The following is a 21,030-nucleotide window of genomic DNA, read 5'->3' on the forward strand; positions in this document are numbered from 1 at the left end:
GCGCGGACCGTGCGGGCGGCGCTCCTCAGCCGATCACCGCCGCTCTGACGCAGAGCACGTCGGGCAGGTGCTCGGCGAGGAGCTGCCAGGTGTCGCCGTCGTCCGCGCTGGCGTACACCTCGCCGTTGCGGTTGCCGAAGTAGACGCCGGCCGGGTTCGCGTCGTCGGTGCGCAGCGCGTCGCGCAGCACGGTGCCGTAGTGGTCGCCCTGCGGCAGCCCGGCGGACAGCGGCTCCCAGCTCGCGCCGGCGTCGGAGGTCCGGTAGACCCGGCAGCGCCGGCCGGCCGGGACGCGGTCCTCGTCGGCGTTGATGGGGAACACGTAGGCGGTGTCCCCGCGGTGCGGGTGGGCGGCGACGGCGAAGCCGAAGGTGGACGGCAGCCCGGCGCCGATGTCCGACCAGCTCGCGCCCGCGTCGTCGCTGCGGTACACGCCCCAGTGGTTCTGCAGATAGAGCCGGTCCTCGTCGACGGCGTCGCGCGCGACCTTGTGCACGCACTGGCCGAACTCGGGGTTGGGGTCGGGCAGGAAGACCGCCGAGACCCCCTTGTTGGACGGGTCCCAGCTCGCGCCGCCGTCCCGGGAGCGGAACACCCCCGCCGTCGACACCGCGACCGTCACCGACTCGGGGTCCCGGGGGTCGGTGATCACCGTGTGCACCGCCTCGCCACCGCCGCCGGGGACCCACTTGGAGCGGGTGGGATGCTCCCAGAGCGGCCGGACCAGCTCGAAGGACTCGCCGCCGTCGACCGACTTGAACAGCGCGGCCGGCTCCGTCCCCGCGTACACCACGTCCGGCTCGTCGCGGCCGGCCGGCTGCAGCTGCCAGACGCGCTCCAGCGAAGCCCCGGTGTCCAGCGGGAACTTGACGGCCGGCTGTTTCGGCTCGGTCCACGTCGTGCCCAGATCGTCCGAGTGGAAGACCGACGGGCCCCAGTGCGAACTGTCGCCGCCGACGAGCAGGCGGGGCGCGCCGCTGCGGGTGTCGATCGCGACCGAGTACACGGCCTGCGCGTTGAAGTGGGGACCGTCGAAGTCCCATCGCCCGCCGCGCCGGCGGCCGATGAACAGACCCTTGCGCGTGCCTACGGTGAGCAGTACGTCGGACATTGCCGAAACCTCCGGAACGACGCCGTTGTCGTGGATACGGGCAAGTCTGCACCCGCCCACTGACAACGGCGTCCCGGCCGGGCGTCCGCGCAGGTCGCGGGCGTGTTCCGGCGCTCTCGCGCGGGTCGTGCCGCGCGGTCGCGAGGGTCAGGCGCGGGTGTACTGGTCCGGGGTGCGGATCTCGCCGCCGAGCTCGCGGGCGGCCTGGCGGGCCCAGTACGGGTTCCTCAGCAGCTCGCGGCCGAGGAGGACCGCGTCGGCCTCGCCGTTGGAGAGGATCTTCTCGGCCTGGGCGGGGTCGGTGATGAGGCCGACCGCCGCGACGGGGAGACCCGTCTCGTTCCTGACACGCGCGGCGAACGGCACCTGGTAGCCGGGGCCCACCGGGATGCGGGCCGCGGGGGCGTTGCCGCCGGTGGAGACGTCGAGGAGGTCCACTCCGTGGTCCTTCAGGAGCGCGGCGAAACGGACGGTGTCGTCGGCGGTCCAGCCGTTCTCGTCCAGCCAGTCGGTGGCGGAGATGCGGAAGAACAGGGGGAGTTCCTCCGGCCAGACGGCGCGGACGGCGGCGACGACCTCCAGCGCGAAGCGGGTGCGGTTCTCGAAGGAGCCGCCGTACTCGTCGGTGCGCCGGTTGGAGTGCGGGGAGAGGAACTCGCCGACGAGGTAGCCGTGGGCGCCGTGGATCTCGACGACCTGGAAGCCGGCGTCGAGGGCCCGGCGGGCGGCGTCGGCGAACCGGGTCACGATCTGCCGGATCTCGACGGTGGTCAGTTCGGTGGGCACCGGGTAGCCCTCGGCGAACGCCAGAGGGCTGGGACCGACGGGCTGCCAGCCGTGGGCGGCCGTGCCGACCGGGCCGGAGCCCTTCCAGATGCGGTCCGTCGAGGCCTTGCGGCCCGCATGGCCGATCTGGATGCCGGGGACCGTGCCGTGCTCCTTGAGGAACGCGGTGATCCGGCGCAGCGCGGCGACCTGGGTGTCGTTCCAGATGCCGAGGTCCGCCGGGCTGATCCGCCCCTCGGGGGTGACGGCGGTGGCCTCGACCAGGATCAGGCCGGTCCCGCCGGCGGCGCGCGCCGCGTAGTGGGCGAAGTGCCAGTCGTGGGCGACGCCGGCGTTCGGTCCGAACACCTCGGCCGAGTACTGGCACATCGGGGACATCCAGACGCGGTTCGGGACGGTCACCGAACGGAGGGTGTACGGCTGGAACAGGGCGGCGCTCATGGAGGACTCCATCTCGGGAGGGGTCTCGACGACGCTTCATACGATAGACATCGTAGTACGACGTCTGTCAAACTACGAGGAGTCTCGTACCATGAAGCCGTCGACCCCGGACGAACTGGAGCCGCCGTGACCGCCGCCGACCCCCGCGCCCTCGAGCACCCCACTCGCGGGGAGATCCGCCTGGAGGCCGTTCTGCATGCGCTCTCGGACCCCGTCCGGCTGCGGATCGTGCGCGAACTGGCGGACACCGGGAGCGAGTTGAGCTGCTCCCACTTCGACCTGCCGGTCACCAAGTCGACGACGACGCACCACTTCCGGGTCCTGCGGGAGAGCGGCGTGATCCAGCAGGGCTACCGCGGCACGGCGAAGATGAGCGACCTGCGCCGCGCCGACCTCGACGCGCTCTTCCCCGGCCTGCTCGACGGCGTCCTCACCGCGGCCACCGCCCAGGACGCCCGCGTCGCCTCCTAGGGGCGCCGCCGCCCAGCTCGCGGACTACGCGCTTCCGGACTCCGCGCTTCCGGACTCCGCCACCCCGTAGCAGGCGGCGAGCGCGACGGCGCGGTCGCGCAGGGAGTCGCGCAGCCACTGCGGGGCCAGGACCTCCGCGTCCGTGGCGAGCTGCCACAACGCCCATTGGGCGTGCCTCGGATCCTGGAAGGTCACCTCGAGGCGCAGCCGGCCGTCCGCGTCGGTCTCCTCGGTACGGACGGCCAGCGCGGTGCCCACCAGTTCCCCGCGCCGCACCGGGTTCAGCCGTGCCAGCACGGCGACTTGCTCGCCGCCGGTCCGGAACCGTGTGCTGCGCTCCTGCCAGGCCCGGTCCAGATCGACCCGCTCCGGCCGCTGCGCAGGCTCGGCGAGCGCCTCGGCGGCCAGGATCCGGGACAGCCGGTAGGTGCGGTCCGCGCCGGACCGCGTGGCCAGCAGGTAGCCCTGGCCGCGCGCCGTGACCAGGCCGATCGGGTCCACCGTGCGCCACTTCGCCGTCTGGTCCACCGCCGCGTAGTGGATGCGCAGCTTGTGCCCGGCGAGCACCGCGCGCCGGACCTCGGCCACGACGGCGTCCGGCAGCTCCTCGGGAACCAGCCGGCGCGCGAGCAGGTCGGTGTCCGGGTCGACCAGCAGACGCCGGGCCGCCCCGGCCGCGGTGGCCCGATCGCTCTCGGGCAGCGCGTCCACCACCTTGCGCATGGCCGAGGCGAGCGCCGAGCCGAGGCCGAACGCCTGCGCGCCGCGCCGCGATCCGGCGACCAGCAGGGCGAGCGCCTCGTCGTGGTTCAGTCCGGTCAGCTCGGTCTGGAAGCCGGGCAGCAACGCGAAACCGCCGTGCCGGCCGCGTTCCGCGTAGACCGGGACGCCGGCCGCGGACAGCGCCTCGATGTCCCGCAGCACGGTGCGGGTGGACACCTCCAGCTCGCGCGCCAGCGTGGGCGCGGACAGCCGCCCGTGCTGCCGCAGCAGCAGCACCAGCGAGACCAGCCGATCGGCGCGCATGCGAAAACTCTACGGGAATACGTGACGTGGGATGTCGTGATTCGTTGCGAGGCTGGAGCCGCACCACACAGATCCGTCGTACACGAGAGGTGACCCGCATGGCGCACGACCTTGTCAATCCGGACGGCCTGCACGACCCGGTCCCGTTCGGCTACAGCCACACCGCCACCGTCCCCGCCGGGACGGAACTGGTGCTCATCGCGGGCCAGTACGGATCGGACCCGGACGGCGCCGTCGTCTCGGCCGACTTCGGCGAGCAGGTGAAGCGGACCTTCCACAACATCGGCGTCGCCCTTGCCGCGCACGGGCTCGACTTCAGTCACGTCGTCCAACTGCGGACGTACGTGGTGAACCATGACGTCGGCAAGCTGGGGCCGATCGCCGGCGCCGTCCAGGAGCACTGGGGTGCGAAGCCGCCCACGCAGAGCCTGATCGGCGTCGCGAGCCTGGCCACGCCCGACGTGCTGTTCGAGGTGGAGGCCCTCGCCGCCCGGCCCTGACGGGGGGAGGTCCGTCTCGCGGGCGAGCGCGCACCGCTCGCCCGCGAGGCGCCGGACGGCGCAGGCGGTAGGCGGCCGGGCGACGGCACATACAGAGCCTCCCGCCGCCGCGGCTACGCCGCCGACCGTGCCGCCGTCCGCAGCCCGTCCCAGTCCGGGATCTTCACCGGCGGCCGGCCCAGCGAGCGGCCCAGTTCGGCCTCCGCGCGCTCGATCGCCAGCCAGCCCGTCCAGGCGACCGGCTCGTGTCCGAGCGCCCGCAGCGCGGCCACCGGGTCCGGGGCCGCCTCCCGCGCCGCCAGCGTCGGGGCGTCCGCGAGCAGCGAGGCCGCGGTCTCCTTGGCGCAGGGCCGGTTGGTGCCGATCACCCCGGTCGGGCCCCGCTTGATCCACCCGGCGACGTACTCCCCGGGCGAGACGACCCCGTCGCGCAGCACCCGCCCCGCGTCGTGCGGCACGGTCCCGTGCGCCTCGTCGAACGGCAGCCCGGGCAGGGCGAGTCCCCGGTACCCGACGGCCCGCAGCACCAGTTGGGCCTCGACGTCCTCGTACCGGCCGGTACCCCGCACGCCCCCGGAGCCGTCCGGCTCGGTGCGCTCGAACCGCACCCCGGTCACCCGCCCGTCCTCGCCGAGCAGCTCCGCCGGCCGCAGGAAGAACCGCAGCCGGATGCGCCGCCCCCGCCCGCCGCCCTCGGGCTGCGCCGCCCAGCCGCGGAGGACCTCCACGTTGCGCCGGTTCACCGCCGGCAGGTCCGAGGGGTCCGCGAACGCGGGGTCGAGCGCCAGGTCCGCCGGGTCCGCCGCGACCGACACACCCGGCAGCGTGCCCAGTTCGCGCAGCTCCTTGGTGGTGAACCTGGCCTGCCCGGGGCCGCGCCGGCCCACCATGTGCACCTCGCGCACCCCGCTGTGCTCCAGCGCGGCGAGCGGGCCCTGCGGCACGTCCGTGGGCCGCAGCCCGTGCCCGGTGCGGGCCAGGATCCGGGTCACGTCGACGGCCACGTTGCCCACGCCGATCACCACGGCCGAGCGCGCGCCGAGCCCGAAGCCGTCGCCCGCCGCGTCGGGGTGGGCGCTGTACCAGGCGACGAACTCGGTCGCCGACCGGCTGCCGGCGAGGTCCTCGCCGGGGATCCCGAGCCGCCGGTCGCGGGCCGCGCCCACGCAGTACACGACCGCGTGGTACAGCTCCAGGAGCCGGGCCGGCGTCAGCCCGCGCGCGCCGACCTCGACGTTGCCGAGGAAGCCGATCCGCTCGTCCTCCAGGACGGCGCGCAGGGTGCCCTGGAGCGACTTGATCTTCTCGTGGTCGGGGGCGACTCCGTAGCGCACCAGGCCGTACGGGCACGGCAGCCGGTCCAGGACGTCCACGTGCACGCCGGGCACCAGGTCCTGCTGGACCAGGGCCTGCGCGGTGTACACCCCGCTCGGACCCGAGCCGACGACTGCGACGCGAAGCACGGAACGTCTCCTTCCCGCCGGGGTTTCCAGGATCGCACCGCGAGCCCCGGACCGGGAGCCGCGCCCGCCGCCGGTCGGCCTACATCGAGCGCATCCGGTTGATCTCGGCCGTCTGCTGCGCGATCACGTCGTTGGCCATCTCCTCGACCAGCACGTTGTTCCCCTCGGACAGGACCTCGGCGGCCATCGTCAGCGCCCCGTCGTGGTGGGTGATCATCAGCTTGAGGAACAGGTCGTCGAAGGCCTCGCCCCGGGCCGCCTTCAGCTGGGCCAGCTGGGCGTCGGTCGCCATGCCGGGCATCGTGCCGTGGTCGTGGCCGCCCTGCTTCGCCGGGGCGCCGTTCGTCTTCAGCCAGCCCTCCATCGCGGCGATCTCGGGCTGCTGGGCCGCGGTGATGCGCGCCGCCAGCTTCTTGACCTGGTCCGATCCGGCCCGCTCCGGGACGAGTGCGGTCATGGTCAGCGCCTGCCGGTGGTGGACGATCATCATCTGGGCGTACGTGCGGTCGGCCGTGTTCGGCCGCTCGTCCGGCAGGGCGCGGGCCGCTTCCTGCGGGGAGAGGGTCCGGGCCGCCTCGCCCGGTCTCCCGGGCGCGATCACTCCCGCCCCGGTGCTCTTGCCGGCCTGCGGCGCGGCCTCCGAGGGCCCCGAATCGCAGCCGGCGAGCAGGAGCACGGCGAGCAGACCCGCCGACGCGAGGGCGGCGGTGCGGACTGGGCGCTTCGACAAGACGACCTCCGGGGACGGGCTGGACGGACGGGGACCGAGGGGACGTTCTCATGTCTGCGTCAGGAGCGTCGAGCAAAAACCTTCATGACAAGTGTGTTGCCATCTATTGAGATGTCCATGAAAAGGAAGATACTGCCGGGGTCCAGGAACCGTTCAACTCTGAACGGAGACAAGGGAGGAGACGCGTGACTTCGTTGCGTACCACGCGCGTACGACGCAGACCTCTGGCAGTGGCGGCGGCCGCCGCCGGACTGCTGGCCACCCTGCTGACGGCCGGACCCGCGGCCGCCACGCCCGACCCGGGCGACGCCGCCACCCAGGGCGCCGTCACGGCCGAGCAGGCCGCCGAAGCGCGGACCGCCGTCCGCAGCGGCGAGATACCCGGCGTGGACGAAGTCGTCCACAGCGACAACATCACCCACCTCACCAACATCCCCAAGGACGCCCTGCCGGGCACCAACTCGGACCTGGCGTTCCAGGGCAAGTACGCCTTCGCGGGCAACTACGACGGTTTCCGCATCTTCGACATCAGCAACCCCAAGGCCCCCAAGACGGTCGCCCAGGTGCTCTGCCCGGGCTCGCAGAACGACATCTCCGTCTCCGGCGACCTGCTCTTCCTGTCCACGGACTCCTCCCGCAGCGACGACTCCTGTGCCAGCACCACCCAGCCGGCCACGGAGAAGTCCTCCTGGGAGGGCATGAAGATCTTCGACATCAGCGACATCGCCAACCCGAAGTACGTGGCCGCGGTCGAGACCGCCTGCGGTTCGCACACCCACACGCTCCTGCCCAAGGGCCGGAACGTGTACGTGTACGTCTCCTCGTACTCGCCGAACGCGGCCTTCCCCGACTGTCAGCCGCCGCACGACGGCATCTCGGTCATCAAGGTCCCGCGCAAGGCTCCTGAGCAGGCCCGGATCGTCAACTTCCCGGTCCTGTTCCCGGGTGAGGGCCCCGACGGCGGCGGCAACCCGGGCGGGCCCACCAACCCGGGCGTGTCCAAGACCACCGGCTGCCACGACATCACGGTCCTGCCGTCGAAGGACCTGGCCGCCGGCGCCTGCATGGGCGACGGCATCCTCTTCGACATCGAGGACCCGGAGCACCCGAAGGTCATCGACCAGGTCCAGGACAACGTGAACTTCGCGTTCTGGCACTCGGCGACCTTCAACCAGAAGGCGAACAAGGTCGTCTTCACGGACGAGCTCGGCGGTGGCGGCGGCGCGACCTGCAACGCGGTGGTCGGACCGAACCGCGGCGCCGACGGCATCTACGACATCGTCGGCAAGGGCGACAAGCGCAAGCTGGTGTTCCGCAGCTACTTCAAGATCCCGCGCCACCAGGCCGACACCGAGAACTGCGTCGCCCACAACGGCTCGCTCATCCCGGTCAAGGGCAAGGACCTGATGGTCCAGGCGTGGTACCAGGGCGGCGTCTCCGTGTGGGACTTCACCGACTCCGCCAAGCCGAAGGAGATCGCGTACTTCGAGCGCGGCCCGATCGCCACGGACGTGCTCCGGACCGGCGGTTCGTGGTCGGCGTACTACTACAACGGCCACATCTACTCGAACGACATCGCCAAGGGCTTCGACGTGCTGAAGCTCAGCGACCCGCGCACCGACGCGGCGAAGCGGATCCGGATGGACGAGCTCAACGTCCAGACCCAGCCGGACTACTTCGACGACTTCGAGGACTGACGCACCACGCGCGGTTGCATGCCGTCGGGCGGATCCCCGTCCGGCGGCATGCCCTGCTCCCAGTCGAGCCCGTACCGCTGGAACAGCTCCGCGCGCAGCCGCGGCAGCGGCATCGGCGCACCCGGCAGCAGCACCGCCACCACCGCGCCCATCAACAGCGCCCGCAGCAGCGGATAGTCGGTGTCGACGTCCGGCGTGCCGTACCGGGTCATGGTGTCCCGCAGCAGGAACGCCAGCCGCTGCTGCTCCGGGCACTGCACGAAGCCCTCGGCCTGCAGGATGCCGGCCATGTGCGTCCGCATGAGCCGCGGACGGTCCCGGGCCAGGCCGAGGATCGCGTCGATCGCCCGCGCCAGCCGCTCCCGGCCGTCCTCGGTGTGCGGCTCCCGCTCCAGGGCCTCCTCCAGCGTCAGGTGCATCAGCCGGTGCACGGCGGACTGCAGCAGCTGGCGCTTGCCGGGGAAGTAGTACGAGACCAGTCCGCGGGCCGTGCCGGCCCGGTCGGCGATGTCGCCGAGGGTGGTGTTCTCGTATCCGCGCTCGCCGACGAGCTCGACGGCGGCCTGCAGAATGCGCTCGCGAGAACGCCGCCGAAGCTCTTCATTGACCGCTGGGCTCCGCGGGGACATGCTGGACTCCTGCGTTGACTGGCTTCCAGCCAATATACTCAGCGTGTCCTGTCGCCACGCCGCCGCGCCTGGCCGGCCGGACGCTGCCGTCTGTTCTGGGCGACGCGGGGGATCGTCCAGAACAGGCGGTTCTGTCTATTCTCCTCCGGTCCCCCGGAGCAGGCGGGACCGGTACGTGAGCACGGTCACGCACACCAGGCAGACCCCGAACAGCCAGCCGGCGACCACGTCCGACGGCCAGTGCACGCCCAGGTACACCCGGGTCCAGCCGACGCCGACCACCGACACCAGCGCCGCGATCGTCACGACGCTCCAGCCGCGCCACCGCTCCTGCCAGTGCAGCGCCAGCACCCACAGCAGCAGCCCGCAGCTCACGGTCGCCGTCATGGCGTGGCCCGACGGGAAGGCGTCGTACCGCGCGAGGTCGACCGGGTCCGGCCACTGCGGACGGTCCCGCCCCACCAGCGCCTTCACCGACTGCTGCAGGCCCGCGGTCAGCAGACTCGCCCCGGCGACCCACAGCGCGAGCCGCCGCTCCCGGCGCAGCCACAGGAACACCACGGTCGCGGCGATCAGGGCGCGCATGGTCCAGGGGTCCCAGACCCAGTCGCTGAGGAAGCGGTTCACGCCGGTGATGCCCGGTTCGGCGACCGCGCTGCGGTGCAGGGCCTCCGCCACATCCTTGTCCGCCCCGAGCAGAGGAGACCAGTGCAGGACGACGAGCATCAGCAGCAGGAGGGAGAGCAGACCGGAGACCACGGCGGAGGAACGCATGCGCCGATCTTCGCCGACGGAGCCGGAGCGAGTCCTCCGCTTCCGCCCGAAAGCCAGGACGTGTTCCGCGCCGGTCAGTTCCGGGACGGTCGGTTCAGGGCAGGTCAGTTCAGGGCCGCGAGCCCCGGTACCACCGCGACGAGCAGCGGGACCACGGGAAGCAGCGCCGCCGTGGCCGTCAGGTGCAGCCGCTGGAGCGGGCGGAGCCGCGGCAGCGCCGCGAGCAGCCGGTTCACCCGCTGCGGCAGGTGCGCCTCCGGCGACGAGACAGGGCCGAACACGCCCCGGTCCTCGTTGAGTTCCACCAGGGCCAGCGCCGTGGTCAGCCGGCCGTGCCGGCGCGAGGCCACGTCGTCGGCGGCCAGTTCGACGAGCCGGTGCATCTCGCCGCGGAAGGCGGCGAACACCCGGACCCCGGGGAAGCCCTCGGCGAGCGCCGCCGAGCAGTGCAGCAGCCAGTCGTGCCGGGCCCGGGCGTGCCCCTCCTCGTGCGCCAGGACCGCGTCGAGCTGACGTCCCTTCAGGCGCTGCAGCGCGGCGGTCGTGATGACGAGCTGCGGCGTGGACCCCGGCAGGAACCAGGCGTCGGCCCGCTCGCCCTCCAGGACGACCAGCGGTCCCGCCCCGCGCTCCTCGCCCGGCAACAGGGGCGAGCGGACCAGCAGTTCGCGCCGCCGCTGCCGGCGGCGGGTGCGGGCCCGGCGGATCTCCCGGACCAGCATCGCGCCGGTCCACAGTCCGCCGCAGGCCAGCAGCACGGCGAGCGGCGCGGACCACGGCTGGTGGGACCCCAGCGCGTACGCCTCGATCACCCCGTTCGGCGCGCCGGCGAACAGGTGGCTCCGTACGGCCTGCCAGGCCACGGCCGCGCTCAGCGTCATCGACAGGCCGAAGCTGAGCAGGACGGCGGCCACCACGCACTGCCACACCCACAGCGCCACCACCGGCTCGCGCTCCACCCAGACCGCCCGCGCCAGCAGTCGGGGAGCGACGGCCGCGGTCACGACGCCGAGGGCGAGCAGCGTGAGAGAGACCACCATGCCGCCAGCCTATGAGGCGGTGCCACCCGGGGGTATGGGCGTGCGGTTCAAGTGACGTACGCCACGGTTTGAGCGCCCCCCGGCGAGGGGCCCGGCGGAGGTCCGAAGCGTCACAGCGTCACCAGCATGGCCAGCATGGCGAGTGCCATCGACAGCCGGCAGGCCGCCGTCAGCTCCGGCCGCACCGCCCACCCCGCGACCGGCCCTCTTCCCAGCGCTTCGTCCTGGGAGGCGCCCCCGGCCGCCGCGGGCAAGGACGTCGTCGGCAAGGCCGTCGTCGGCGCGGGCGCCGCCGGTACCAGCCGCGCGCCCGACCACAGCACATAGACCGTGTAGTAGAGGAGCAGCGCACCCGTCAGCAGCGGCAGCCCCGCCGTCCGTATGCCGCCCCCGCCGTGCGCCCCGTGCGCCTCCTGTGCCGGGACCGCCATCGCCACGGCCATGTAGACCATCGCCACCGAGCCGACCAGATGGTGCAGATGGTGCCCGCCGCGCCGGGCCGGCCACAGCGCCGGCAGCGCCGCGCCGCCGAACACCCCCGCGTACACCGCCCAGCTCCACTCCGGCGGCGCGAACACCGCCGTGGGCACGGCCATCGCCGCCATCCCGAACCCCATCAGGGCCTCGCCGCCCGCCGCCCGGCGCTCCTCGCCCGCGCAGCCGCGCATCCGCAAGAGGCAGTACGCCCCCGACGCCGCGCACAGCGCCACCAGCAGCCAGCCGGCCGTCGCCGGTCCGTGCACGCGCCACCTCCCCTCGCCGCCGCTGTTCGGTGGATGCCCGCGCGTCCGGGCCGCTACGCGAGCGCAGGGGTGCAGCAGGGGTGTACAGGGGGAGCGCGCCGGGCGGGAGTTACGCTCGGGGGAGTCATCGCCGCCGCGAGGGGAGCCCCACCGCCATGGACACCGCACTGCCCGAGGAGACCGGAACGCTCAGCTACCGGGACGCGGTCGAGGTGGACGTCCCCGCCGTCGTCCCGCTCGTCGAGTCGGCGTACCGGGGCGACTCCAGCCGCGGCGGCTGGACGACCGAGGCGGACATCCTGCAGGGGCAGCGCACCGACCCCCAGGGCGTGGCGGAGGTCATCGCCGCGCCCGGCTCCCGGCTGCTCCTGGTGGAGCGGGACGGCGAGCTGATCGGCTGCTGCCAGCTGGAACACCGCGGCGACGCGGCGTACTTCGGCATGTTCGCGGTCCGGCCGGGCGTGCAGGGCGGCGGCCTGGGCCGGCAGATCCTCGCCGAGGCCGAGCGGCAGGCGCGCGAGGGCTGGGGCGTGACGGAGATGCACATGACCGTGATCTCGGTGCGCGACGAGCTCATCGCGTACTACGAGCGCCGCGGCTACCGCCGCACGGGACGGATGACCCCGTTCCCGTACGGCGACGAGCGCTTCGGCCTGCCGCAGCGCGACGACCTGCAGTTCGAGCTCCTGGTGAAGGAGCTCGGCTGACTTACGGCGGGCCCGGTGAGTACGGCGGGCCCGGTCAGGCGGTGAAACGGCCGGTGCGGCGGATCTCCGGGTAGTCGGTCGCCGCGCCGTCCAGCTCCAGCGCGCGGACGAGGCGCAGGTGGTCCTGGGTGTTGACCACCCAGCCGATCACCTTCAGTCCCTCGCCGTGCGCGTGCTCCACGGTCTCCAGGGAGAGCCGCCGGATGTTCAGCGCGAGGGTCTCCGCCCTGACCGCCTTCGCCCGGTCCACGACGTCCGTACCCCAGCGGCTGGCGATGAGCGCCGTGCGCACCCCCGGCACCAGCTCCTTGATCTCGGCGAGGGCGGCGTCGTGGAAGGACGACACCTCCACCCGGCCGACCAGGTCGCGCCGGAGCATGACGTCGGCCAGCGCCCGCGCCGCCGCCTCGTCCTTGATCTCGGCCTGCAGCGGGGAGCGGATCGCGTCCAGGACCTCCTCGAAGACGGGGATCCGCTCGCCATGTCCGGCGTCGAGTCCGCGCAGCTCGGCGAGGGTCTGCTCGACGATCAGCCCGGTGCCGTCCGTGGTGCGGTCGACCTCCGCGTCGTGCATGACGACGAGCGCGCCGTCCTTGCTCAGATGCAGATCGAGCTCGATGACGTCCATGCCCGTGTGTTCCGCGCGGACGAAGGAGCGCAGGGTGTTCTCGGGTTCGACACCCATGACTCCGCGATGACCGATGGTGAGGAAACTCAAGATCTTCTCGCTTCCGTCGATGGCCGGGCCGTCGAATGTCCGCACGCCCGGGTCCCGTCCGGGCGTCGGTGCGGCTCGGGCGCAGCCTAATGCCGGCCGCCGACGATGCCATCGGTTGTGCACGGGGCTTCGGAGGCGTTCCTTCCAGGGGTTACGCGCCCTCCGGGGGTCTGACGCCTCACTCGCGCGTGGGCGCGTCCGCCGCGACTTGACGTTCCTGCGGGTCGCCGCCGTGTTCCGGGTCCGCCGCGGCCGGGTCGTCGAGGTCCGCGAGCAGGGCCCGGGCCAGTTCCAGCTCGGCCAGGTGCTGTCGCTCGCTCCAGCGCAGGGCGATCCGCGGATGCTCCCAGTCCGGCACGCCCTCGGCGTGGGTCAGCGGCATCGGCGCGCTCGTCATGGGCTTCGCCGGGCCGGAGTCGATCCGCGCGATGCGGTCCGTGTACGACGCCGCCCGCGCGGCCCGCACCGGGGAGCGCTTCGTCTCCACCGTGGTGAACGACCACTTCTCGGTGCTCTGTCCGACGATCGTCCTCGACGACCCCGAGGAGGCCCGCCGCGTGGGCGTCCGCGGCCAGCGGTTCTTCGCCCAGTCCATCGGCCACTGGTACGGCGGCGCGGGCATCCCGGACGAGGCCGTGGTCCCCGGCGCCGACGAGGACGCCGCGATGCGGCGGGCGGCCGAGCAGGTCGTGGCCCGGCTCCACGAGCAGCGCATCCCGGTGCGGCCGACCGCCACGGCCACCTTCAACGCCGACCACGCGTACGGCAGCGCCGAGGACGCCATCGCCTACGTGGAGCGGCTCCGCGACGCGGGCACCGACGAGATCATGTGCCTGATCCAGATGGGGACGGTGCCGCAGGAGGCCTGTCTCGAGACGCTGAGGCGCTGGGGGGGAGACGGTCATTCCGCACTTCCGAGCGGATCAAACCCCACCGCGCAGGAAAAATCACGGTGACCATGGGGGGTCGGCAGGATAATTTCTTTCGACGCCTCTTGTCTCAAAGAACCTCGGTTGGTTACGGTGTTTTGACACGAGGTTCTCCTGTGGAGGAAGAGGCATGACGGAAATTCTTGTGCAGGACGCGATCAGCGGGGGCATAGCGACCGGCGAGCGTGTGGTCGAGCACCCTGCCTGGCCGGAGCTCAAGAAGGCCGTGGAGCAGATCCGCCCCTGGCAGTCGACGGACGGCTCGATCGACTTCGAGGCCGAGGGCGCCCCCTCCCGTGCCCACGTCGAGGAGACCCTCGCGCGCGTCGTCGCCTCCGTCGAGACGCTCTCCCCGCTGCTCCCGCACGGCGCCGCGTACCACCGCGCCCTCGTCGCCGACCTGCGCAAGTGGGCCGGGCAGGGCTTCGACGTGCCGGACTTCCTGGACTCGCTGATGGAGTTCCACCCGGCGGCCCGCCGCGTCGACGGACTGCAGCACCTCGTGCTCTTCCCGATGTACACCCAGAACGGCAACCCGGACCGCAACCTCGAGGCGGTCGTGCTGCGTATGGTGTGGCCGGAGTGGCTCTCCGACCTGGAGGCCACCCGCTACGACAACCCGCTGTTCTGCGGCATCACCTTCGAGGACTTCACCGCCGGGTACGACACCAACTCGGCCGTCCTCTTCCCCGAGACCATCGCCGTCCGCGAGGCCCCCGAGCGCTTCACCTGGGGCGGCATCTTCTGCGACCGCGAGGCCGCCCGCTTCCGCAAGGTCACCGAGGCCTCCGTCGACATCCTGGGCATCGAGCTGCCCGAGGACATCGCCGCCATGGTCGAGGACCAGGAGCGCTGCGAGAAGGCCTTCGTCCTGTGGGACATGGTCCACGACCGCACCCACAGCCACGGCGACCTGCCGTTCGACCCGTTCATGATCAAGCAGCGCCAGCCGTTCTGGATGTACGGCCTGGAGGAGCTGCGCTGCGACCTCACCGCCTTCAAGGAGGCCGTGAAGCTCGAGGCCGAGGGCAACGAGCACGGCCGTGACGTCCAGTACGCGGTGCTCTTCGACCGGATGTTCCGCTTCCCGGTCTCCGGCGACCGCAACCGCAACTACGACGGCCTCGGCGGCCAGCTGCTCTTCGCGTACCTCCACAAGCACGACGTCGTCCGCTGGACCGACAACAAGCTGAAGATCGACTGGCAGCGCGCCCCCGAGATCACCAACCAGCTCTGCGCCGACATCGAGCAGCTGTACCGCGACGGCATCGACCGCCCGAAGCTGGTCCACTGGTTCGCCGCGTACGACCTGGTCTCCACCTACCTCGCCCCGCACCCCGGCTCGAAGTGGGCCAAGGGCCCCGACGCCCTGGACTTGACCCAGCCGCCGCGCAAGCTCGTCGACGACGTGCTTCCGGACGAGTTTCCGCTCAGCATGTTCTATGAGGCCCTTTCCAAGAAGCTCAAGGGTGTGATCGCCGCCACGAAGGGGATCACTGCCAAGAGCGCTGCGGGGTCCGAGCAGGCTGCCGCGTGAGCTCTCGCACGGAGGACACGGAGGAGGCGTCGCCCATGACGAACGGCAATGGAAACGGCGGACCGCTCGACGGCGCGGTGGTCGCGGTCGCCGGCGCGGCAGGCCCGGCCGGCCGGGCCGCCCTGCTGCGCCTCGCGGAGGCCGGCGCCACGGTCGTGGCGTCCGACGCCGACCCGGCGCGGCTCGCGGAGGCGGTCGACGCCGCCCGGTACGCGCACGGCGGCGCCACGGTCACCGGCGACACGGTCGACCTGCTCGACCTGGAGGCCACCAAGGAGTGGGCCGCCAAGACCGAGAAGGAGTTCGGCCGGGTCGACGGCCTGGTCCACCTCGTCGGCGGCTGGCGCGGCGCGCCCTCCTTCACCGAGACCGACATCAGGGACTGGGACTTCCTGGAGCGGCTCCTCATCCGCACCGTCCAGCACACCTCCCTGGCGTTCCACGACCCGCTGCTGCGCAGCGACCGCGGTCGCTACGTGCTGGTCAGCCAGTCCGGCGCGCACAAGCCGGTGGCCACCAACGCCGCGTACAACGCCGGCAAGGCCGCGGCCGAGGCCTGGACGCTCGCCATGGCGGACTCCTTCCGCAAGGCGGGGGGCGACGCCGAGCCGCACGCGGCCGCTGCGATCCTGGTGATCAAGGCACTGGTGCACGACGCGATGCGCGCGGAGCGCCCCAATGCGAAGTTCGCGGGCTTCACGGACGTCAAGGAACTGGCCACCGCCATCGCCGGGCTCTGGGACCAGCCCGCCTCCGAAGTGAATGGACAGCGTCTGTGGCTGACCCCCAAGCCGTGACCGGCGGCATCGCCCCGAAGACCGACGCGCGTCGTCACCACGACCCGTCGGTCCGGGGCTTCGCCAGCGACAATTACGCCGGCGTCCACCCGGAGGTCCTCGCGGCCATCGCCCTCGCCAACGGCGGCCACCAGGTCTCCTACGGCGAGGACGAGTACACCGACCACCTCCAGCGGATCATCCACAGCCACTTCGGCCCGACCGCCGAGGCCTTCCCGGTCTTCAACGGCACCGGCGCGAACGTCACCGCCCTACAGGCGATGACCGACCGCTGGGGCGCGGTGATCTGCGCCGAGACCGCCCACATCAACGTGGACGAGGGCGGCGCCCCGGAGCGGATGGGCGGCCTCAAGCTGCTCACCGTGCCCACCCCGGACGGCAAGCTCACCCCCGAGCTGATCGACCGGCAGGCCTGGGGCTGGGAGGACGAGCACCGGGCGATGCCGCAGGTCGTCTCGATCACCCAGAACACCGAACTGGGCACCCTCTACACGGTGGAGGAGATCCGCACCATCGTCGAGCACGCCCACGGCAAGGGCATGAAGGTGCACCTCGACGGGGCCCGGATAGCCAACGCGGCCGCCTCCCTGGACGTGCCGATGCGGGCGTTCACCAACGCGGTCGGCGTGGACGTGATCTCGTACGGCGGCACCAAGAACGGCATGATGTTCGGCGAGGCGGTCGTCGTCCTCAACCCGGACGCGGTCAGCCACATGAAGCACCTGCGCAAGCTGTCCATGCAGCTCGCCTCCAAGATGCGATTCGTGTCGGTGCAGTTGGAGGCGCTGCTCGCCAAGGACCTGTGGCTGCGCAACGCACGGCACGCCAACGCGATGGCGCAGCGGCTCGCGGCCGGCGTGCGCGAGGTCGACGGGGTGGAGATCCTCTACCCGGTGCAGGCCAACGCGGTCTTCGCCCGGCTGCCGCACGAGGTCAGCCGACGGCTCCAGCAGCGGTTCCGCTTCTACTTCTGGGACGAGGCGGCGGGCGACGTCCGCTGGATGTGCTCCTACGACACCCGCGAGGACGACGTGGACGCGTTCCTCCAGGCGCTGAAGGAAGAGATGGCGCGCGGCTGAGGCCGAGCGAACGAACGGCGGCCCGCCGGAGTCGACACCGACTCCGGCGGGCCGTTCTCATCGCCGGAGATCCAGAGATTCAGTCCAATGGATTGGACCGTGCAGTCCTGTAAGCTGCACCGTATGCGATTCATCGTCTCCGACGAGGTGCGCACCCTCGTCCCCGGCTTCACCCATCTCGCCATCGAGGCGCGCGGACTCGTCAACGGGCCGAGCGACGACGCCAGTTCGGCCCTGCTCGACGCCGCCGCACGCCGGCTCGCCGAGCGGCTCGACGGCCGTTCGCCCGACCAGGACCCGCACGTCGCCGCCTGGCGCGCCGCGTACAGTGCCTTCGGCGCCAAGCCCTCCCGTACCCGCAACTCCGCCGAGGCGCTCGCCCGGCGGGCGCTCGCGGACGGGGGACTGCCCCGGATCAACCGGCTCGTCGACGCCTACAACGCGATCAGCGTGGCCCATCTGATCCCGGCCGGCGGCGAGGACCTCGACCGCATCAAGGGCGACATGCGGCTGATCCGGGCGGCCGGCGACGAGCCGTTCGTGACCACAGCCGGCGGCGAGCAGACCGTCGAGCACCCGGACACCGGCGAGATCGTCTGGTGCGACGACGAGGGCGTCACCTGCCGCCGCTGGAACTGGCGCCAGGGTCCGCGCACGCGGATCGACGACGCCACCGAGAACGCGGTCTTCCTGCTGGAGTCGCTGGCGCCGATGACCGTGGACGAACTGGTCGCCGCGGGCGCCGAGCTGGCCGAGTCGCTGGAGAAGCTGAACCCGGGGGCGCGGATCACCGTGCACAGCCCTCAGTGACCTCCCGCCGGTCCCGGGGGAGGTTCCGTGCGGCCGCGGTCAGCCGCGGTCCTTGACCTCTTCCGGGGTCGGAGCGGTGCCGCCGAGGTGCGCCGGGATCCACCAGGTGTCCGTCGCGTCCTTCGTGCGCACCGGGTACGCCCGCTGCGCCGCCTCCAGGAGCTCCTGGACGTGCTCGCGCAGCCGCCGGGTGATGGCCCCGGCGTACTGGTCGGCGGGGGCCTGCACCGGTTCGCCGACCCGGATCGTCACCGGGATGTGGCTGCGCTTGAAGTTCCGCGGCCGGCCCTTGGTCCACACCCGCTGGGTGCCCCACAGCGCCATCGGGATCAGCGGCACCCCGGCCTCCTGAGCCAGGCGCGCCGCGCCCGACTTGAAGCTCTTCAGGGTGAACGACTGGGAGATGGTCGCCTCGGGGAAGACGCCGACGATCTCGCCCTTCTTCAGCGACTCCAGCGCGTGCTGGTACGCGTGCTCGCCCTGGGAGCGGTCCACCGGGATGTGCTTCATGCCGCGCATCAGGGGGCCGGAGATCTTGTGCTTGAACACGGAGTCCTTTGCCATGAACCGCACCAGCCGCTTCTGCGGCAGCGCGGCCAGACCCGTGAAGATGAAGTCCAGATAGCTGATGTGGTTGCTCACGAGCACCGCGCCCCCGGTGCGCGGGATGTTCTCGGAACCCTGGGTGTCGATCTTCAGGTCCAGTGCCTTGAACATCGTGAGTGCGGCACCGATGACCGGCCGATAGACGAGCTCTGCCATCTGGGAGGAACCCCTTCTCGAATGCCTGGGGAGGGTTCTCCCGGCGAAAGTTACGCAGCCGTAGGTTTTCGGCTTTGGGGCAGATCGTGCCCCATGTGGGCCCCCGTGACCAGTCCTGACGACTTCGTACGGGGAGATTCTCGTCACGCCCGGTGGTCGTGGCGGGAATCGAACGGCCGCGTGGGACGCTGCACCCAGGGAGCGGCGAAGGGCGCCGGAGCGGCAGCGGAAGCGGGGACGACACCGATGGAGGACGGGTCGGGAGTGATACTCGGCGGCGACCGGCTGGGCGTGGAGCTGGGGGAGCGGGCGACTCTTGTGCAGTTCTCCACCGCCTTCTGCCAGCCGTGCCGGGCCACCCGGCGCACCCTCGCCGAGGTGGCCGCCATGGTCGAGGGTGTGGGCCATGTCGAGATCGACGCGGAGGAGCGGCTGGACCTCGTTCGCGAGCTCGGGATCGAGCGGACCCCCACCGTGCTGGTGCTCGACCGCGCCGGCCGGATCGTCCGGCGGGCGTCGGGGCAGCCGCGGAAGGCCGACGTCATCGCGGCGCTCGGTCGCGCGGTCTGACGGCGTGACATGTCTCCCACATGCCGGGCCCCACTTGACTGTGCACGGCAACGATCGTCAGTCTGACGACGTGCTGCCTCCAGAACTCCTTCTCCACGGGCGGGCCCACGTCGACCTGGCCCGCAACGCGAGCGCGCGCTGTCCGGGTGTCCGGTAACCCCAGGCCCCGTACGTCTCCCCCGCAGAAGGACAACTCGATGACGGTTTCGCCCGAGCTCCGCACCAGTCGGCAGGCCAGCTCCGATCTTCTCCGCTCCGTCTTCCGGCAGCACGCCGCCGGCGTCGCGGTCGTCACCGCCCACGGGGATCGCCCCGTCGGCTTCACCGCCACCTCCCTCAACTCCGTTTCCGCGGAACCCGCGTTGATCTCCTTCGGGGTGGGCACCGGCTCCTCCAGCTGGCCCGTCCTGTCCGAGGCCGGGCACATCGGCGTGCACATACTCGGCGAGCACCAGGCCGGACTCGCCGCCACCTTCGCCCGCAGCGGCGCCGACCGCTTCGCGCCGCCGACGAGCTGGCGCACCGGCCCGGAGGGCGTGCCCCTGCTCGACGGCGTCCTGGCGTGGATGGTGGCCCGGGTCGTGGCGAAGGTCCCGGCCGGCGACCACCGGATCGTCCTCGCCGAGGTCGTCGACGGCGACCCGCGGGGCGAGGGCCGCCCGCTCCTCTATCACCAGGGCCGCTTCAACGCGCTGCGCGACTGAGCGTTCCCGCCGCGCCGCGTTGGCAAGGTCACACGCCTGAGCGCTTGCTCAGTGGTAACGAACTGGGTGTACTGGCGAGTAATATCCCGTCCGGGGCGTCAGGCGCCCCGACCGGAAAACCCGCCCTTCAGGCGCCTATGCTGCCCATAGACAAGGCAGCTCAGTAATGACGATGCAGTAGGAGAGCCGGCGTGAGCTTGAGGATCGTTGTCTGTGTGAAGTACGTGCCGGACGCCACCGGCGACCGGAAGTTCGCCGACGACCTGACGGTCGACCGCGACGAGGTCGACGGCCTGCTGTCGGAGCTCGACGAGTACGCGGTCGAGCAGGCGCTGCAGATCGCCGAAGAGGCGGACGAGGCCGAGGTCACCGTGCTCACCGTCGGCCCCGAGGACGCCAAGGACGCGCTGCGCAAGGCGCTGTCCATGGGCGCCGACAAGGCCGTCCACGTCGAGGACGACGACCTGCACGGCTCGGACGTCATGGGCACCTCGCTGGTGCTCGCCAAGGCGATCGAGAAGGTCGGCTACGACGTCGTCATCGCCGGCATGGCGTCCACCGACGGCACCATGGGCGTCCTGCCCGCGATCCTGGCCGAGCGCCTGGGCGTCCCGCAGGTCACCCTGCTCTCCGAGGTCAAGGTCGAGGACGGCAAGGTCACCGGCCGCCGCGACGGCGACACCGCGTCGGAGCAGCTGGAGGCGTCCCTCCCGGCCGTCGTGTCGGTGACGGACCAGTCGGGCGAGGCCCGCTACCCGTCCTTCAAGGGCATCATGGCCGCCAAGAAGAAGCCGGTGGAGTCCCTGGAGCTCGACGACCTCGAGATCGACGCCGACGAGGTCGGCCTCGAGGGCGCCTGGACCGCGGTCGACTCCGCCGCCGAGCGTCCGGCGCGCACCGCGGGCACGATCGTCAAGGACGAAGGCGAGGGCGGCAAGCAGCTGGCCGAGTTCCTCGCGAGCCAGAAGTTCATCTAGGGCTCGCGCAGAGCCGTTCCGTCCGCCCC

23 protein-coding genes and 1 pseudogene are annotated in these 21,030 nt (G+C 72.0%); 12 read left to right on the plus strand and 12 right to left on the minus strand.

Annotation, left to right across the window (positions count from 1 at the left end; genetic code table 11):
- Nucleotides 1-25: 25 nt before the first annotated feature.
- Complete coding sequence (locus ACGFMM_RS18235; RefSeq protein WP_393647366.1) at nucleotides 26-1,171, minus strand: WD40/YVTN/BNR-like repeat-containing protein; 1,146 nt, start codon at nucleotides 1,169-1,171, stop codon at nucleotides 26-28.
- 87 nt (nucleotides 1,172-1,258) lie between these two features.
- On the minus strand, nucleotides 1,259-2,338 hold the full coding sequence (locus tag ACGFMM_RS18240; protein WP_393647367.1) for an NADH:flavin oxidoreductase/NADH oxidase: 1,080 nt from the start codon (nucleotides 2,336-2,338) through the stop codon (nucleotides 1,259-1,261).
- Between the two features lie 126 nt (nucleotides 2,339-2,464).
- Between ACGFMM_RS18240 and ACGFMM_RS18245 the strand changes: the two genes are divergently transcribed.
- Entirely contained in the window at nucleotides 2,465-2,809 is a 345-nt protein-coding gene (locus ACGFMM_RS18245) for an ArsR/SmtB family transcription factor (RefSeq protein ID WP_393647368.1), read from the plus strand.
- Between the two features lie 24 nt (nucleotides 2,810-2,833).
- On the opposite strand, the gene ACGFMM_RS18250 is transcribed toward ACGFMM_RS18245, so the two are convergent.
- Nucleotides 2,834-3,835, minus strand: coding sequence for a helix-turn-helix transcriptional regulator (locus ACGFMM_RS18250; RefSeq protein ID WP_393647369.1), 1,002 nt, complete (start codon nucleotides 3,833-3,835; stop codon nucleotides 2,834-2,836).
- Between the two features lie 98 nt (nucleotides 3,836-3,933).
- Between ACGFMM_RS18250 and ACGFMM_RS18255 the strand changes: the two genes are divergently transcribed.
- Nucleotides 3,934-4,335 carry a RidA family protein gene (locus tag ACGFMM_RS18255; RefSeq protein ID WP_393647370.1) on the plus strand — a complete coding sequence of 134 codons (402 nt, stop codon included), beginning with the start codon at nucleotides 3,934-3,936 and terminating at the stop codon, nucleotides 4,333-4,335.
- 113 nt (nucleotides 4,336-4,448) lie between these two features.
- Here the strand turns inward: ACGFMM_RS18255 and ACGFMM_RS18260 are convergent, their stop codons facing one another.
- Nucleotides 4,449-5,798 carry an FAD-dependent oxidoreductase gene (locus ACGFMM_RS18260; protein ID WP_393647371.1) on the minus strand — a complete coding sequence of 450 codons (1,350 nt, stop codon included), beginning with the start codon at nucleotides 5,796-5,798 and terminating at the stop codon, nucleotides 4,449-4,451.
- Between the two features lie 79 nt (nucleotides 5,799-5,877).
- Nucleotides 5,878-6,528: a DUF305 domain-containing protein gene (locus ACGFMM_RS18265; protein WP_393647372.1), complete on the minus strand. Its 651-nt coding sequence runs from the start codon at nucleotides 6,526-6,528 to the stop codon at nucleotides 5,878-5,880.
- A gap of 185 nt (nucleotides 6,529-6,713) precedes the next feature.
- Between ACGFMM_RS18265 and ACGFMM_RS18270 the strand changes: the two genes are divergently transcribed.
- A complete protein-coding gene (locus ACGFMM_RS18270) occupies nucleotides 6,714-8,225 on the plus strand; it encodes an LVIVD repeat-containing protein (protein ID WP_393647373.1) in 1,512 nt (503 codons plus the stop codon).
- Here the strand turns inward: ACGFMM_RS18270 and ACGFMM_RS18275 are convergent.
- From ACGFMM_RS18275 to ACGFMM_RS18290, 4 genes are all read right to left on the minus strand, one after another.
- Nucleotides 8,201-8,854: a TetR/AcrR family transcriptional regulator gene (locus tag ACGFMM_RS18275; RefSeq protein ID WP_393647374.1), complete on the minus strand. Its 654-nt coding sequence runs from the start codon at nucleotides 8,852-8,854 to the stop codon at nucleotides 8,201-8,203. The genes ACGFMM_RS18270 and ACGFMM_RS18275 overlap by 25 nt on opposite strands.
- A gap of 135 nt (nucleotides 8,855-8,989) precedes the next feature.
- Nucleotides 8,990-9,628, minus strand: a complete 639-nt coding sequence (locus ACGFMM_RS18280) for a phosphatase PAP2 family protein (protein ID WP_393647375.1) — start codon at nucleotides 9,626-9,628, stop codon at nucleotides 8,990-8,992.
- 104 nt (nucleotides 9,629-9,732) lie between these two features.
- Nucleotides 9,733-10,668 carry a M56 family metallopeptidase gene (locus tag ACGFMM_RS18285; RefSeq protein WP_393647376.1) on the minus strand — a complete coding sequence of 312 codons (936 nt, stop codon included), beginning with the start codon at nucleotides 10,666-10,668 and terminating at the stop codon, nucleotides 9,733-9,735.
- A 110-nt stretch (nucleotides 10,669-10,778) separates the two neighbouring features.
- Nucleotides 10,779-11,411 (minus strand): DUF5134 domain-containing protein, encoded by a 633-nt coding sequence (locus ACGFMM_RS18290; RefSeq protein ID WP_393647377.1) that lies wholly within the window; start codon nucleotides 11,409-11,411, stop codon nucleotides 10,779-10,781.
- Nucleotides 11,412-11,566: 155 nt separating this feature from the next.
- Between ACGFMM_RS18290 and ACGFMM_RS18295 the strand changes: the two genes are divergently transcribed.
- Nucleotides 11,567-12,118 (plus strand): GNAT family N-acetyltransferase, encoded by a 552-nt coding sequence (locus tag ACGFMM_RS18295; RefSeq protein ID WP_393647378.1) that lies wholly within the window; start codon nucleotides 11,567-11,569, stop codon nucleotides 12,116-12,118.
- Between the two features lie 34 nt (nucleotides 12,119-12,152).
- Here ACGFMM_RS18295 and ACGFMM_RS18300 read toward each other — a convergent pair whose 3' ends face one another.
- Together ACGFMM_RS18300 and ACGFMM_RS18305 are read right to left on the minus strand one after the other, a co-directional pair.
- Nucleotides 12,153-12,836, minus strand: a complete 684-nt coding sequence (locus tag ACGFMM_RS18300) for a glycerophosphodiester phosphodiesterase (RefSeq protein ID WP_393647572.1) — start codon at nucleotides 12,834-12,836, stop codon at nucleotides 12,153-12,155.
- Between the two features lie 178 nt (nucleotides 12,837-13,014).
- A complete protein-coding gene (locus ACGFMM_RS18305; protein ID WP_393647379.1) occupies nucleotides 13,015-13,233 on the minus strand; it encodes a hypothetical protein in 219 nt (72 codons plus the stop codon).
- On the opposite strand from ACGFMM_RS18305, the pseudogene ACGFMM_RS18310 reads away from it, so the two are divergent.
- From ACGFMM_RS18310 to ACGFMM_RS18330, 5 genes and pseudogenes are all read left to right on the plus strand, one after another.
- Nucleotides 13,211-13,814: pseudogene (locus ACGFMM_RS18310) on the plus strand (LLM class flavin-dependent oxidoreductase); the annotation flags it as partial. The gene ACGFMM_RS18305 and the pseudogene ACGFMM_RS18310 overlap by 23 nt on opposite strands.
- A gap of 81 nt (nucleotides 13,815-13,895) precedes the next feature.
- Nucleotides 13,896-15,302 carry a DUF6421 family protein gene (locus tag ACGFMM_RS18315; RefSeq protein WP_393647380.1) on the plus strand — a complete coding sequence of 469 codons (1,407 nt, stop codon included), beginning with the start codon at nucleotides 13,896-13,898 and terminating at the stop codon, nucleotides 15,300-15,302.
- Between the two features lie 35 nt (nucleotides 15,303-15,337).
- Nucleotides 15,338-16,099, plus strand: coding sequence for an SDR family NAD(P)-dependent oxidoreductase (locus ACGFMM_RS18320; protein WP_393647573.1), 762 nt, complete (start codon nucleotides 15,338-15,340; stop codon nucleotides 16,097-16,099).
- Between the two features lie 8 nt (nucleotides 16,100-16,107).
- On the plus strand, nucleotides 16,108-17,178 hold the full coding sequence (locus ACGFMM_RS18325; protein WP_393647574.1) for a threonine aldolase family protein: 1,071 nt from the start codon (nucleotides 16,108-16,110) through the stop codon (nucleotides 17,176-17,178).
- 123 nt (nucleotides 17,179-17,301) lie between these two features.
- Nucleotides 17,302-17,988, plus strand: coding sequence for a B3/4 domain-containing protein (locus tag ACGFMM_RS18330; RefSeq protein WP_393647381.1), 687 nt, complete (start codon nucleotides 17,302-17,304; stop codon nucleotides 17,986-17,988).
- A gap of 39 nt (nucleotides 17,989-18,027) precedes the next feature.
- Here ACGFMM_RS18330 and ACGFMM_RS18335 read toward each other — a convergent pair whose 3' ends face one another.
- Nucleotides 18,028-18,750, minus strand: a complete 723-nt coding sequence (locus ACGFMM_RS18335; RefSeq protein WP_393647382.1) for a lysophospholipid acyltransferase family protein — start codon at nucleotides 18,748-18,750, stop codon at nucleotides 18,028-18,030.
- 246 nt (nucleotides 18,751-18,996) lie between these two features.
- On the opposite strand from ACGFMM_RS18335, the gene ACGFMM_RS18340 reads away from it, so the two are divergent.
- The 3 genes from ACGFMM_RS18340 to ACGFMM_RS18350 all read left to right on the plus strand — a co-directional run bounded on the left by ACGFMM_RS18340 (nucleotide 18,997) and on the right by ACGFMM_RS18350 (nucleotide 21,001).
- On the plus strand, nucleotides 18,997-19,320 hold the full coding sequence (locus ACGFMM_RS18340) for a TlpA family protein disulfide reductase (protein WP_393647383.1): 324 nt from the start codon (nucleotides 18,997-18,999) through the stop codon (nucleotides 19,318-19,320).
- A 197-nt stretch (nucleotides 19,321-19,517) separates the two neighbouring features.
- Nucleotides 19,518-20,024, plus strand: coding sequence for a flavin reductase family protein (locus ACGFMM_RS18345; protein ID WP_393647384.1), 507 nt, complete (start codon nucleotides 19,518-19,520; stop codon nucleotides 20,022-20,024).
- Nucleotides 20,025-20,215: 191 nt separating this feature from the next.
- On the plus strand, nucleotides 20,216-21,001 hold the full coding sequence (locus ACGFMM_RS18350) for an electron transfer flavoprotein subunit beta/FixA family protein (protein WP_393647385.1): 786 nt from the start codon (nucleotides 20,216-20,218) through the stop codon (nucleotides 20,999-21,001).
- Nucleotides 21,002-21,030: the final 29 nt, after the last annotated feature.

The sequence above is a fragment of the Streptomyces sp. NPDC048604 genome (assembly GCF_043199435.1).
In the GTDB taxonomy this organism is placed as follows: Bacteria; Actinomycetota; Actinomycetes; order Streptomycetales; family Streptomycetaceae; genus Streptomyces.

Bases quoted from the DNA above. Each gene is read 5' to 3' on its own strand.
- ACGFMM_RS18345 (WP_393647384.1), top strand. From the start codon at position 19,518: ATGACGGTTTCGCCCGAGCTCCGCACCAGTCGGCAGGCCAGCTCCGAT.
- ACGFMM_RS18305 (WP_393647379.1), bottom strand. From the start codon at position 13,233: ATGACGAGCGCGCCGATGCCGCTGACCCACGCCGAGGGCGTGCCGGAC.
- ACGFMM_RS18330 (WP_393647381.1), top strand. From the start codon at position 17,302: ATGCGATTCATCGTCTCCGACGAGGTGCGCACCCTCGTCCCCGGCTTC.
- ACGFMM_RS18275 (WP_393647374.1), bottom strand. From the start codon at position 8,854: ATGTCCCCGCGGAGCCCAGCGGTCAATGAAGAGCTTCGGCGGCGTTCT.
- ACGFMM_RS18335 (WP_393647382.1), bottom strand. From the start codon at position 18,750: ATGGCAGAGCTCGTCTATCGGCCGGTCATCGGTGCCGCACTCACGATG.
- ACGFMM_RS18280 (WP_393647375.1), bottom strand. From the start codon at position 9,628: ATGCGTTCCTCCGCCGTGGTCTCCGGTCTGCTCTCCCTCCTGCTGCTG.
- ACGFMM_RS18285 (WP_393647376.1), bottom strand. From the start codon at position 10,668: ATGGTGGTCTCTCTCACGCTGCTCGCCCTCGGCGTCGTGACCGCGGCC.
- ACGFMM_RS18295 (WP_393647378.1), top strand. From the start codon at position 11,567: ATGGACACCGCACTGCCCGAGGAGACCGGAACGCTCAGCTACCGGGAC.
- ACGFMM_RS18240 (WP_393647367.1), bottom strand. From the start codon at position 2,338: ATGAGCGCCGCCCTGTTCCAGCCGTACACCCTCCGTTCGGTGACCGTC.
- ACGFMM_RS18320 (WP_393647573.1), top strand. From the start codon at position 15,338: ATGACGAACGGCAATGGAAACGGCGGACCGCTCGACGGCGCGGTGGTC.
- ACGFMM_RS18250 (WP_393647369.1), bottom strand. From the start codon at position 3,835: ATGCGCGCCGATCGGCTGGTCTCGCTGGTGCTGCTGCTGCGGCAGCAC.
- ACGFMM_RS18315 (WP_393647380.1), top strand. From the start codon at position 13,896: ATGACGGAAATTCTTGTGCAGGACGCGATCAGCGGGGGCATAGCGACC.
- ACGFMM_RS18340 (WP_393647383.1), top strand. From the start codon at position 18,997: ATGGAGGACGGGTCGGGAGTGATACTCGGCGGCGACCGGCTGGGCGTG.
- ACGFMM_RS18255 (WP_393647370.1), top strand. From the start codon at position 3,934: ATGGCGCACGACCTTGTCAATCCGGACGGCCTGCACGACCCGGTCCCG.